14 protein-coding genes are annotated in these 12358 nt (G+C 66.9%); 9 read left to right on the top strand and 5 right to left on the bottom strand.

The window, feature by feature from the left end; translation table 11 throughout:
• Positions 1 to 83 precede the first annotated feature (83 nt).
• Together AWB94_RS04840 and glpK are read left to right on the top strand one after the other, a co-directional pair.
• Positions 84 to 500: a DUF779 domain-containing protein gene (locus AWB94_RS04840; RefSeq protein ID WP_062659940.1), complete on the top strand. Its 417-nt coding sequence runs from the start codon at positions 84 to 86 to the stop codon at positions 498 to 500.
• An 8-nt stretch (positions 501 to 508) separates the two neighbouring features.
• Positions 509 to 2026, top strand: coding sequence for a glycerol kinase GlpK (gene glpK, locus AWB94_RS04835; protein WP_062659939.1), 1518 nt, complete (start codon positions 509 to 511; stop codon positions 2024 to 2026).
• Between the two features lie 42 nt (positions 2027 to 2068).
• Here glpK and AWB94_RS04830 read toward each other — a convergent pair whose 3' ends face one another.
• Complete coding sequence (locus AWB94_RS04830; RefSeq protein WP_062659938.1) at positions 2069 to 2467, bottom strand: GlcG/HbpS family heme-binding protein; 399 nt, start codon at positions 2465 to 2467, stop codon at positions 2069 to 2071.
• A gap of 255 nt (positions 2468 to 2722) precedes the next feature.
• On the opposite strand from AWB94_RS04830, the gene AWB94_RS04825 reads away from it, so the two are divergent.
• A complete protein-coding gene (locus tag AWB94_RS04825) occupies positions 2723 to 3439 on the top strand; it encodes an MIP/aquaporin family protein (protein WP_062659981.1) in 717 nt (238 codons plus the stop codon).
• Here AWB94_RS04825 and AWB94_RS04820 read toward each other — a convergent pair.
• The 4 genes from AWB94_RS04820 to AWB94_RS04805 form a co-directional block, all read right to left on the bottom strand.
• Complete coding sequence (locus tag AWB94_RS04820) at positions 3358 to 3957, bottom strand: phosphoglycerate mutase family protein (RefSeq protein ID WP_062659937.1); 600 nt, start codon at positions 3955 to 3957, stop codon at positions 3358 to 3360. The genes AWB94_RS04825 and AWB94_RS04820 overlap by 82 nt on opposite strands.
• Positions 3954 to 5108, bottom strand: coding sequence for a uroporphyrinogen-III C-methyltransferase (gene cobA, locus AWB94_RS04815; RefSeq protein WP_084395524.1), 1155 nt, complete (start codon positions 5106 to 5108; stop codon positions 3954 to 3956). Before cobA ends, AWB94_RS04820 begins: the two co-directional genes overlap by 4 nt.
• On the bottom strand, positions 5101 to 5700 hold the full coding sequence (locus tag AWB94_RS35485; RefSeq protein ID WP_062659936.1) for a response regulator transcription factor: 600 nt from the start codon (positions 5698 to 5700) through the stop codon (positions 5101 to 5103). The genes cobA and AWB94_RS35485 overlap by 8 nt, the downstream gene beginning before the upstream one ends.
• A gap of 207 nt (positions 5701 to 5907) precedes the next feature.
• A complete protein-coding gene (locus AWB94_RS04805; protein ID WP_062659935.1) occupies positions 5908 to 6666 on the bottom strand; it encodes a (2Fe-2S)-binding protein in 759 nt (252 codons plus the stop codon).
• A gap of 256 nt (positions 6667 to 6922) precedes the next feature.
• Here AWB94_RS04805 and AWB94_RS04800 point away from each other — a divergent pair, with 256 nt between their 5' ends.
• The 6 genes from AWB94_RS04800 to AWB94_RS04775 are packed head-to-tail and all read left to right on the top strand — an operon-like array spanning position 6923 to position 12351.
• Positions 6923 to 7351: a diol dehydratase small subunit gene (locus tag AWB94_RS04800; RefSeq protein ID WP_062659934.1), complete on the top strand. Its 429-nt coding sequence runs from the start codon at positions 6923 to 6925 to the stop codon at positions 7349 to 7351.
• 9 nt (positions 7352 to 7360) lie between these two features.
• Positions 7361 to 9085: a propanediol/glycerol family dehydratase large subunit gene (locus tag AWB94_RS04795; protein ID WP_062659933.1), complete on the top strand. Its 1725-nt coding sequence runs from the start codon at positions 7361 to 7363 to the stop codon at positions 9083 to 9085.
• Positions 9082 to 9675: a propanediol/glycerol family dehydratase medium subunit gene (locus tag AWB94_RS04790; RefSeq protein WP_062659932.1), complete on the top strand. Its 594-nt coding sequence runs from the start codon at positions 9082 to 9084 to the stop codon at positions 9673 to 9675. The genes AWB94_RS04795 and AWB94_RS04790 overlap by 4 nt, the downstream gene beginning before the upstream one ends.
• A 15-nt stretch (positions 9676 to 9690) precedes the next feature.
• Positions 9691 to 11562 carry a diol dehydratase reactivase subunit alpha gene (locus AWB94_RS04785; protein WP_234811623.1) on the top strand — a complete coding sequence of 624 codons (1872 nt, stop codon included), beginning with the start codon at positions 9691 to 9693 and terminating at the stop codon, positions 11560 to 11562.
• Positions 11555 to 11914 (top strand): glycerol dehydratase reactivase beta/small subunit family protein, encoded by a 360-nt coding sequence (locus AWB94_RS04780; protein WP_234811625.1) that lies wholly within the window; start codon positions 11555 to 11557, stop codon positions 11912 to 11914. The genes AWB94_RS04785 and AWB94_RS04780 overlap by 8 nt, the downstream gene beginning before the upstream one ends.
• Positions 11911 to 12351, top strand: coding sequence for a hypothetical protein (locus tag AWB94_RS04775; protein ID WP_062659930.1), 441 nt, complete (start codon positions 11911 to 11913; stop codon positions 12349 to 12351). Before AWB94_RS04780 ends, AWB94_RS04775 begins: the two co-directional genes overlap by 4 nt.
• Positions 12352 to 12358: the final 7 nt, after the last annotated feature.

The raw sequence follows: 12358 nt of genomic DNA, 5'->3' as shown, positions 1-12358 counted from the left end.
ACATGATGCTCGATCACTACCAACAAACCAAGAACCTCCTGGTCAGCTACAGCGAGAACGCCGCAGGCTTCTTCTAAAAAGCCATGACACCACGGGTCCTGATCACCCGGCCGGCCGGAGAGCTGATCGTCCACCTGCAGAAACGCCACGGCCCGTTGATGTTTCACCAGTCCGATGGCGGTGACCGCTCGTCGCCGACGTGTCACCTGGTGGGCGAGTTCCCGATCGGCGACAGCGACGTGCTGCTCGGCATGCTCGACGTGGTCTCCGAACGCCAGCCGTTCGGGGTCCCGGTGTGGGTATCGGGCCCGCAGTACCCCGTCTGGGAGCACACTCAGATGGTCATCGACGTCGTTGCGGGCCGGGGAGCCGGGTTTAGCCTCGAAGCCGGGGAAGGCGTGCGATTCTTGTCGCGGGCCCGCATCGTCAGCGGGCTGGAGAGCACGACATGCGATGCGTTGGGACCCGATCAGACTCGGGCTCAACATCTCAATGGTTAGGAGCAGCGTTGCCCGAATTCGTCGCAGCCATAGACCAGGGCACCACGAGCACTCGCGCCATGATCTTCGATCATGCCGGTGCCGAGGTGGGGCGACATCAGCTCGAACACGAACAGATCCTGCCCCAGGCCGGCTGGGTCGAACACAATCCGGTGGAGATCTGGGAACGTACGGCGTCGGTGCTGACCTCGGTGCTCAACAACACCAATCTGCAGCCGAATGACATTGCGGCGCTGGGCATCACCAATCAGCGCGAAACGTCGCTGGTGTGGAACAAGCACACCGGCAGGCCGTACTACAACGCCATCGTGTGGCAGGACACCCGCACCGACCGGATCGCCTCGGCGCTGGATCGCGACGGCCGTGGCGATGTCATCCGCCGCAAGGCGGGTCTACCACCGGCCACCTACTTCTCCGGCGGCAAGATCCAGTGGATCCTGGAAAACGTCGACGGGGTGCGGGAGGCGGCCGAGAAGGGCGATGCCATCTTCGGCACCAGCGACAGCTGGGTGGTGTGGAATCTGACCGGCGGTCCCCGTGGCGGCGTGCACGTCACCGACGTCACCAACGCCAGCCGCACCATGCTGATGAACCTGGAAACCCTGGACTGGGACGACGAACTGTTGTCCTTCTTCGGCATCCCAAGGCAGATGCTGCCGCAGATCCGGCCGTCCTCGTCCCCGGAACCGTACGGGACCACCCTGGCCACCGGCCCGATGGGCGGCGACGTGCCGGTGACCGGCATCCTCGGTGATCAGCAAGCCGCGATGGTCGGCCAGGTGTGCTTGTCGGCGGGCGAGGCCAAGAACACCTACGGCACAGGCAATTTCCTGCTGCTCAACACCGGTGAGAAGATCGTGCGCTCGGACAACGGACTGCTGACCACCGTGTGCTATCAGTTCGGGGACGCCAAACCGGTGTATGCCCTCGAGGGTTCCATCGCCGTGACGGGTTCTGCGGTGCAGTGGCTGCGTGACCAGCTGGGCATCATCAGCGGCGCCGCGCAGAGCGAGGCGTTGGCCCGGCAGGTCGCCGACAACGGTGGCGTGTACTTCGTGCCGGCGTTCTCCGGTTTGTTCGCGCCGTACTGGCGTTCGGACGCCCGCGGCGCGATCGTCGGGTTGTCGCGGTTCAACACCAACGCACACGTGGCGCGCGCGACGCTGGAGGCGATCTGCTACCAGAGCCGCGATGTGGTCGACGCGATGGAGGCCGACTCCGGCGTGCACCTGGAGGTGCTCAAGGTGGACGGCGGGATCACCGCCAACGAGTTGTGCATGCAGATCCAGGCCGATGTGCTGGGTGTCGATGTGGTGAAACCCGTTGTGGCCGAGACGACCGCACTCGGTGCCGCCTATGCCGCCGGGCTGGCCGTCGGTTTCTGGAGCGATCCGTACGACCTGCGGGCCAACTGGCAGGAGGACAAGCGCTGGTCGCCGTCCTGGTCGGAAGACCAGCGGGCGCAAGGTTATGCGGGCTGGCAGAAGGCGGTTGCGCGGACCCTGGACTGGGTGGACGTGTCCTGAGCCGCGAGCGGCCCCGGCGCAGAACGCCGGGGCCGACCGGTTCTACAGGGCGGCGAGCCCGGCCTCGGCCACGCTGACATCCTGGTCGACACTTCCGGCGCTCACGCCGATCGCGCCGACCACCACGTCATCGACCGTCAGCGGGATACCACCGCCGAAGATGACCAAGCCGCCGCAGGTCTGTTCCAGACCATAGAGTTCGGCCCCGGGCTGGACGATCGCGGTGAGCGCGCCGGTGGGCGCGTTCATCAGAATCGACGTGCGCGCCTTGCGGATCGAGATGTCGATGCTGGCCTTGATGGCGCCATCCATCCTGACGAACGCGACCAGATGACCGCCGTCGTCGACGACGGCGATGTTCATCGGCTGCCCGATCTCGCGGGCCTTCTCGATCGCTGCGTCGACCACTCGGGTGGCGTCGGGCAGGCTGATGGATGTCATGGCGAGACCTTTCGAATCGGTTTTCCTGCAGAGACTTTCACGTTCGCCGGGTGCAGAGGCCCGCCGTCGATCATAATGGCCGGCATCACCGCGGTCAGGTGTTTGCGCCCCGACCGGTGCTCGGTGGCCAGAACCTGACCAAAAACTCACCCTTCGACCAGTAAGCGGGCAGTACCCGACGGATATCATCCTTTCGCGGCACCGGGCACAAAGACTGTGCGGCAGAACCTTTGGCGGCCGAGGAAGGGTGTGTCCGTGTCGAATATCGACATCTTCGTCTGGGAGTTCCTGGGTACCGCGGTGCTGTGCCTGCTCGGGAACGGCGCGGTGGCCGCGGTGGTACTGAAGAACTCGTTCTCGCACGGCGGTGGCGGCGACTGGGTCGTCATCGTGATCGGTTGGGGCTTGGCGGTGTTCGCCGGCGCCAGTATTGCCAGTCCGTCCGGGGCGCACATCAACCCCGCAGTCACCCTTGCTGTCGCCATGTCCGGCGGGGTGCCCTGGTCGTCGGTCCCGGTGTACTGGGCAGGACAGCTGCTGGGCGGGTTCGTCGGAGCCTGGTTGTGCTGGGCCGCTTTCAAACTGCAATTCGACAACATGGAAGACAACTCGGGGACCCGCGGCATCTTCTGCACCTCCCCGGCCGTCCGGCGCATCCCGTGGAACATCGTCACCGAGGTGATCGCCACGTTCGTGCTGGTGTTCTGGATACTGACCAACCCGCAGATAAACACGAGCCTGGGCTACGCGGCGGTCTCGTTCGTGGTCATCACCATCGGCTTCGGTCTCGGCGGGCCCACCGGCTACGCCATCAACCCCGCCCGTGACCTGGGGCCGCGGTTGGCTTACGCGCTGATGCCGATCAAGGGCAAGGCCGACGCCGGCTGGGATTACGCGTGGGTGCCGGTGCTGGCGCCGCTGATCGGTGCGGCCTTGGCCGCCGGGGTGGCCGGGCTGCTCCCGGCGGTGTGACCGCCACCGGGGACCGGGTCGGGCCTGCCGCGCAGCAGGTGCAGATTGGCCCTCACCACAACCCCATTGGGTATATCGGACCCGGTCCGCCAGCTGGTCGTGTCCCCACCCCGAATATCCAGTATGTCGCGCATCCCGAAGATGATGTCGCCGTGCGTCACCACGAGCGTCCGAGCGCCGCTCCCGACGATGGTGCGCAGCGCCGCGATCACCCGAGAACGGGGATCCTCCAGCAGGCCTGGGCCGGCTTCCCCCCGTTCCCGAAGCCGGACATCGATCGACACCGGCACCGAGAGCACCGAGGACACCGCCCGCGCGGTCTGGATCGCCCGCACCGCATCCGAACTGACAATCTGCTCGATTCCGCTGTCCCGCAGCCGTTGAGCGGCCGTCAACGCCTGATCGAGGCCGCGTGCGGTCAGCGGTGGATGCGCGATCTGACGTTGCATCCGGCCTGCGGCATTCCAGGTCGACTCGCCGTGCCGCATCAGCCACAGCGATTCGGCCGGTGACGTCATCCGCTCATCTGGGCGACAACGGGTCCGGCCATCTGGCCGGCGACGAAGCCGGCCACCGCGCCGATGACGGTGGTCGCGGGCGGTCGTATTCCGGCCGCATGTGCCACCGTGGCGATGGTGCCGAGATCTCCGCGCAACTCGCGCTGACCGGCCAGCGTCCCGTCGGCGATCACCGCTGCCGGTGTGCTGTCCGGCATGCCGGCATCCATCAACGTGCGGGTGATCGCATCCAGGTTGCCGACCGCCATCATCAGGACGATCGTCGTGTTGGTGCGGGCCAGCGCGGCGTAGTCGATGGTGCATTCCGGATCGTCGGGAGGAACGTGGCCGGATACCACGGTGAAGCCCTGGGTGAGGCCACGGTGGGTGACCGGGATCAGCGCCGCCGCCGGGGCCGCGATCGCCGAACTCACACCCGGTATCACCTCGACGGTGACACCGGCGCGCACGCACTCATCGGCTTCCTCGCCGCCACGGCCGAATACGAATCCGTCGCCGCCCTTGAGCCGCACCACGGTACGGCCGGCCAGGGCGTGTTCGATCAGCATCGCGTTGATCTCGTACTGCTCGGTCCGCCGGCCGCCGGGGATCTTCGACGCGTCGATGATCTGAGCCCCGGGCGCGATCTCGTGTAGTGCACTCACCGGGGCCAGTCGGTCGGTGACCACGACGTCGGCCCGGGCCAGCGCTGCGCGGCCGGCCACGGTGAGAAGTCCGGGATCACCGGGGCCGCCACCGACGATGATCACCCGGCCACGGGACGCGGTTGGCGGGTTGTCGCGCGGCGATGCCGGCTCGGTCGAACCGACGCACAGCAGACCCTGCCGGCGGGCCAGCTCGGCGATGCTGCGATCGGTGTCGGGGATACCGGTGTAGGTGAACACCAGCTCGGCCGTGGCGATATCGGCTGGATGGAAATCGCGCTGCCGCAAGGTGATCAGGCCCCGCTCGGCGAGGTCGGACAGATAGGCCGCCGGACGTGGCGCTATCACGGTGACCACTGCGCCTGCCGTCACCAGTGCGCCGACCACGCTCAGCGCGCGGTCCTGGGAACCCACCACCGTCACCTCGCGGTGACGGACCGGAACCCGTACCGCGATATCGCCACCGTCGCTGTCGACGGCCAGGTCGGCGACGAGGGCCTCACACATGCTGTCCTCGTAGCACCGTCGCCACAAGCGCGGCTCGGCTGTGCACCCCGAGCTTGTCCATGACGTTGTGCAGATGGAACTTGACGGTGGCCTCCGAGATGAAGAGGGTTCCGGCGATCGCGCGATTGTCCAGTCCGTTGGTGAGCAGCCCCAGTACCTCGCTCTCACGCCGGGTGAGCAGACGCGAATATCCCGGCTCGTTCTGGGCCCGCAGCTCGACGATCAGGGTCTCGGCGCTGCGCGCGTCCAGGGCACTGCGACCGTCGATCACCCGCCGGAACGCGGCGCGCAACTCATCGGCGGGTGAACGCCGATCGACGAGGCCGTCGGCGCCGGCACGGATCAGCGGCAGGGCCAGCTCCCGCGGGTCGGCCCCGTCGATGACGGCCAGCACCCGAGGCGCCGGGCTCAGTTCGGCCAGCAACGCGGGTAGATCGGGGCCGGCTTCGGCACCGACGACCAAGAGTTCGGGTGCCAGCTCGCGCAGCCGGTCCACCAGCCCCGCGCCGCGTTGTAAATCGCCGACGAGGCGGACCGCACCCAATTCGGCCACCACATGCATCAGTCCGTGCCGCAACAACTCGTCGTCCATCACGAAGACGGCACGCAATGGCGCCGGCGTATCGAAAGGCGCCGATATGTCGGCTTTTTCGGCTGATTGGTCGCTATCCGCACGGCGCCCGCCCGCATGGAGCGGTACGTAGCGCGCCTGAGACCAGCCCATGGTTGACTCCATCCTGCCGCTGAGCGGCGAATGTTAGCGGCGGGTGCGTTGCAGCGAGGTTGCAAAGAGATGAAGTCAGCCGCGGGCGTCCCGCTGTGACGTGGCCGGGGCCACGAGCACACAGTCCGCGCAGAGCCCGGATCGGGGTGCCTGGTAGTACAGACAGCAACTACGCCGGACGAAGTGACCGGAGCTCAGGCAGCCGGTGCCGGCCAGGGATTCGGTATCCAGCAGTGCGCGTATCAGCTCGCGGCCCGGTGCCTCGCAGTTCGGCCGCGTCAGCGCCAGCACCGTGACCGCACCGTTGGCGGCCGAGGTGATGTTGCCCAGTGTGATACGCGGCGACAAGGACATCAGCGCACCCAACCTGGCGCCGAGAGCCGTCAGCGCGGATACCGCCGTCGCCGCGATCACGCGTGCCGCGGCGCGCACATCCGGGGGCGATGCCCATTCCGGCCCGGCAGTGGCGAACCGCGGGCAATGCCCGCCCGATGGCTGCCAGAACAACGAGCGTTCGTCGAGCACCGGGATGACGCCGAAGCACACCGCCGATCCGATCACCGGAGACAGCAACCGGGCGGCCACCCCCAACTGGAACGACGACGCCGCCATCCGGACCGGGATCCGTTCGGTCGGACAGCCTGCTCCCGCGGCGATCGCCGAGCGGGTGCGCTGCACGTGATCGTTCAGCGCCGCTTCGGTGAAAAGCTCTGGCAGTGGCGACCATTCGGTGCCGTCGCGAACCGGCAATCGGAAGTACTCGCCGAGTTCTGCCAGTTCGGCAAGATGCCCGTCGCCGTCGTGGGAACCTCCCGGTGCCGGACTGGCGTTCATGGTGCCGTCAGGCTAGCGCCGGGTGCGGCGGTCCCGCCACTGTGGTGCGAAAGGCCGCCCGTCCGGGGAGTGCGGCACCTCACCGAATGGTCGGGCCGATCGGCCGATGGTGCTGAACTGGGCAAATGCCTGTGCGTCGCGCTGCAACGTCGGTGCAACGTGACATGAGCCACAATGGGCGGGTCGCGGGCAGTCCGTGTCACAAAAGTCGACGTCGGGTGGCCATCTGTAGCCGTCCCTGACCTTGGAGCAGTGCATGACGCAACCGATCCTCGATCCCGCGGTGGACTATCCGCTGAGTATCCACCGCAAGGATCTGCTTTTCACGCCGACCGGAAAGTCGATCGACGAGATCACCCTGGAAGCCGTGGTGTCCGGCGATGTCCAGGCCACCGACCTGCGCATCACCCCGGACACGCTGCGGCTGCAGGCACAGGTCTCGGAGAAGGCGGGACGGAAGCAGTTGGGCGCCAATCTGCGTCGGGCGGCCGAGATGACGGCCATCTCCGACGCGCGGGTGCTGGAGATCTACAACGCGTTGCGGCCGAATGCCTCGACCAAGGCCGAACTCGAGGCCATTGCCGACGAACTGAGGACGCAGTACGACGCGACGCTGCTCGCCGAACTGGTTCTCGAGGCGGCGGATGTGTACGAGCGGCGCGGCATTCTGGCCACCGGCGAATAGGAGCTGATCATGACTGCAGAGGCACTTCACACATCCGGCGCCCAGAGCAACGGGGTCCGGCATTCGCTGCGGACCCAGATCCTGGAGGATCGACCGGTCAACCTGGACGGTTTCGTCGAGGAGTGGCCCGAGGTGGGCATGGTCGCGATGGACAGCGACTTCGATCCCGAGCCGAGCGTGCGGGTCGAGAACGGCGTCATCGTCGAGATGGACGGCGTGCAGCGCGCCGACTTCGACTTCATCGACCAGTTCATCGCCGACAAGGCCCTCGACGCCGCGACCACCGAACAGTCGATGGCGATCCCGGCGCAAGAGATCGCGCGCATGCTGGTCGACCCTGCAGTGACGCGCGCCGAGGTCATCGCCGTCACCAACGGCCTGACGCCGGCCAAGTTGCTCGCCGTCGCCAAGAACCTGAACATCGTCGAGATCATGATGGGCATGCAGAAGATGCGGGCCCGCCGGACCCCGGCCAACCAAGGGCACTGCACCAGCGCGAGGGACAACCCGCTGCAGGTCGCCTGCGATGCCGCCGAAGCGTCGATCCGCGGATTCTCGGAAGTGGAAACAACTTTGGGTGTGGTGCGGTATGCGCCACTGGTCGCGATGGCACAGCAGATCGGCAGCCAGGTGGGCACCGGCGGCCCGCTGACGCAGTGTGCGCTGGAGGAGGCCACCGAACTCGACCTCGGCATGCGGGGTATCACCGGCTACGCGGAGACCATCTCGGTGTACGGCACCGAGCCGGTGTTCGTCGACGGTGACGACACTCCGTGGTCGAAGGCGTTTCTGGCCGGCGCCTACGCGTCGCGCGGTATCAAGATGCGGTTCACCTCGGGCACCGGTTCCGAGGTGCAGATGGGCAACGCCCAAGGAAAGTCCATGCTGTACCTGGAGATCCGGTGCATCCTGGTCGCCAAGGGTGCCGGTGTGCAGGGCCTGCAGAACGGCTCGATCTCCTGTATCGGGGTGCCGGGTGCGGTCCCCGCAGGCATCCGCGCGGTGGCTGCGGAGAACCTCATCGCCTCGGCGGTGGACCTGGAATGCGCCTCCGGCAACGACCAGTCGTTCTCGCATTCGGCCATGCGCCGGACGGCGCGATTGATGCCGCAGATGATGCCGGGTACCGATTTCGTGTGCTCGGGTTACTCCACGATGCCCAACTACGACAACATGTTCGCGGGTTCCAATCTGGAGAGCGACGACTACGACGACTTCAACACCATCCAGCGTGATCTACAGATCGACGGTGGTCTGCGCCACGTCAGGGAATCCGACATCCTCGCGGTGCGCACACGCGCGGCCAAGGCTCTGCAGGCGGTGTTCCGGCATCTGGACCTGCCGTCGATCACCGACGCCGAAATCGATGCGGCCGTGTACGCGAACGGATCCAAGGAACTAATCCCCAGGGATGTGCTCGAGGACCTCAAGGGCGCTCAGCAGGTGATGGACCGTAACATCACCGGCCTGGACCTGGTGAAGGCGCTGGAGGCCACCGGATTCTCCGATGTCGCGGAGAATCTGCTATCCGTTCTGCGCCAGCGAGTTTCGGGCGATCTGCTGCAGACGTCGGCGATCATGACCAAGGATCTGCAACCCCTGTCGGCGGTCAACGACTCGAACGACTACGCCGGCCCGGGAACCGGATACCGTCCGTCGGGCGCACGCTGGGAAGAGATGAAGAAGCTGCGCCACGTCACCAGCGCATCTAACCCCGAGGTGGAGGTGGAATGACCGTGTCGACCAAGACGGACGACGGACAGCGGACGCTCTCGTTCAGCGAGATCGGTCCGGCCGAGCGTGGCAAGCGATCCGACGAGGTGGTGATCGCGATATCGCCGGCCTTCGGCAGCTTGTTCACCCAGACGATCATCGATCTGCCCCACGCCGAGGTGATCAGGCAAATCCTCGCAGGCATCGAGGAACAAGAGGTCAGTGCCCGCATCATCCGACTTCAAGACAGCGCGGACCTGGCCTTCATGGCGCACACGGCGGCCAAGCTGTCCGGCTCGGGCATCGGAATCGGCATTCTGGCCCGGGGCACGGCGATGATCCATCAGCGCGACCTGCCGCGGTTGTCGAGCCTGGAACTGTTCCCGCAGTGCCCGCTGCTGACGTTGGAGACCTACCGCAGCATCGGCTCCAACGCGGCCCAGTACGCCAAGGGCGAATCCCCGGAACCGGTGCCGACCCTCAACGACCAGATGGCCCGCCCCCGCTGGCAGGCCAAGGCGGCGCTCCTGCATCTGAAGGAGACCGAACTGGTCCGCAAGGGTGCGCCGGTCGTCGAGGTGATGCCGGAATTCTCGGCCGCAACCATCTGATCGAAGCGAGTTGACTTGGTAATTCGAACGGTCGTCGGGGTCGACATCGGCAACTCCACCACGGAGGCCAGTCTCGCCACCATCGACGCCGACGGGTCGCTCGAGTACGTCGGTGCGGCGTTGACGCGCACGACGGGTATCAAGGGCACGGTCAAGAACGTCGACGGCGTGGCGAAGTCGGTGGTCTGGGCGTTGGAAAGCGCCGGGCTGAAGGTGACAGACCTCGATCTGATACTCCTCAACGAGGCGACCCCGGTGATCAGTGGTCTGGCGATGGAGACCATCACCGAGACCATCATCACCGAGTCGACGATGATCGGGCACGATCCGCGCACCCCGGGCGGAAAGGGACTCGGCGTCGGCACCATCGTCGACTTCGACTCCCTTTCCGATGTTGTGGCGGGAACCTCGATCATCGTGTTGGTGGCGCGCGGTGTGGACTTCGAGGTCGTCGCCCGCGGTATCAACGCGGCCGTCGAGCGCGGTGTCGACGTCACCGGCGCCATCCTGTGCAACGACGACGCGGTCTTGGTGGCCAACCGCCTGAACATCAAGATCCCGATCATCGACGAGGTATCGCGGGTGGACCTGGTGCCCAAGGGCATGGTGGCCGCGGTCGAGGTCGCGGGTCCGGGTCAATCCATCCGGACACTGTCCAATGCCTATGGTTTGGCAACCATATTCGGGCTGGACCCCGACCAAACCCGCGTCGTGTCGCCGGTGGCGCGGGCGTTGACGGGAAACCGGTCGGCGGTCGTGGTGCGCACGCCCTCAGGTGATGTCGCCGACCGCACGATCCCGGCGGGTTCCCTCGAACTGATCGGCGCCAGGAAGAACGCCACCGTCGACGTGTCCCGCGGCGCCGCCGACATCATGGCCGAGGTGGAGCGGGTCAGTCCCCTCCAGGACGTCAAGGGTGAGGCAGGCACCAACACCGGGGGCATGATCGCCAATGTCCGCCAGAGCATGGCCGATCTGTCCAAACATGCGCTGGCCGACGTGCACATCCAGGACCTGCTCGCCATCGATACCGCTGTGCCCCAGGAGGTTCGGGGCGGGGTGGCCGGCGAGGTGGCGCTGGAGAATGCCGTTGCGCTCGCGGCGATGGTGCGTACCAAGGAGAGTGGCATGCAGGCCGTCGCCGATGCCGTCGCCGAGCAGTTGCGCGCACTCGGTGCGGCCAAGGTCGAGGTGCTGGTCGGTGGCGTCGAAGCCGAGATGGCGGTACTGGGCGCGCTCACCACGCCGGGAACCGACAAGCCGCTGGTGGTACTCGACCTCGGTGGTGGGTCCACCGACGCCGCGGTGATCCGCACCGACGGTGCGACCGATGCCACCCATCTGGCCGGCGCGGGCGACCTCGTCACCAAACTCATCGACGCCGAGTTGGGACTGGACAACCTGGAACTCGCCGAGGAGATCAAACGTTGCCCACTGGGCAAGGTGGAGAGCTTCTTTCACATCCGGCTGGAGAACGGCACGGTTCAGTTCTTCGAAAAGCCCCTGCCCGCTACAGCTTTCGCGCGAGTGGTGGCGCTCGGCGACGGAGGGATGAGCCCCATCCCCACCCGCCATTCGCTGGACCGCATCCGCAGGGTTCGCCGCACCGCCAAGGAACGGGTGTTCGTGGTGAACGCCCTGCGCGCGTTGCGCGGTATCGCGCCCGGTGGCGATCTGCGGCAGATCGGCTTCGTGGTGCTGCTCGGCGGGTGCGCGCTGGACTTCGAGATCCCGGAACTGATCGCCGATGCCGTCGCTCCATACGGAATCGTCTGTGGCACCGGCAATGTTCGTGGGACCGAGGGCCCGCGCAACGCGGTGGCCTCCGGACTTGTCGCGTCGTACGCGGCCCGGACGGCGCCGGTGGCGGTCGGTGCCGATGCTTAAGGGTGGTCAGCCGGAGCCGCCGTCGATCATGGTGATCAGTTGCGGCACACCTGCTGTCGTGAGCGAGGTGCTCGCGGGGATAGAGGAAGAGGGCGTGCCCTCCGTGGTGGAGTGCCGCGGCGACGACCAGGACGCCCACGCTCTCGCCCGGCTGGCCGCCCAGCTGTCCACGCTGGAAGTCGGCGTCGGGATCGACGTGCACGGGCGGGTCAGCGTGGCGCACCAGAAGCTGACCGAGGCGACGGACGGGCTGTTCAGTGGTCCCGGCGCACCCGCCGAGGTGGCTCGCGCGTTGGGGCACAACGCGGCCCGCATCGTCGTCGGGATACCGCTGCGGGCGGTGGCTCCATGACACCCGCCGGCGGGCTGATCCAGGCCGAAGCGGTGCGGGTTCTCGACGAGCTCAACGATACGGCGAAGTCTCGGCAGGCTTTTCTCAAGGGCTGCGGCGATGCGGCCTGGATCGATGACGAGCAACGCCGGGCCATCCGATGGTTGTTGTCCGCGCTGGTCGAACACCGGCGCCGGTTACGCACGGCGGCGCGGATATGGCGGGCGATGGGACACGACGAGCCCGCAGGCCGTGCTCTGGTCGCGGCCACCGCCGACCTGCTCGACGAGAACCGCTCCTTTGCCCCCTTCGTCGCGCAGTGGCGCGATGCGGTGGTGGTGCGACTGTCGATGGAACGGGACAGCTTCTGGCGCAGCATGCTCGAGCTCGCCGAAGCCAATCTCGTCGACACCCGCGACGGAGCTGCGCTCCACCCCGCCGACCGGCGTCGCGGCTGAGATCCGG

The sequence above is a fragment of the Mycolicibacterium canariasense genome, from assembly GCF_002101555.1.
Classification (GTDB): domain Bacteria; phylum Actinomycetota; class Actinomycetes; order Mycobacteriales; family Mycobacteriaceae; genus Mycobacterium; species Mycobacterium canariasense.
The sequence above is the reverse complement of the archived record's forward strand: the minus strand, read 5'-3'. Positions and strand labels throughout refer to the sequence as shown.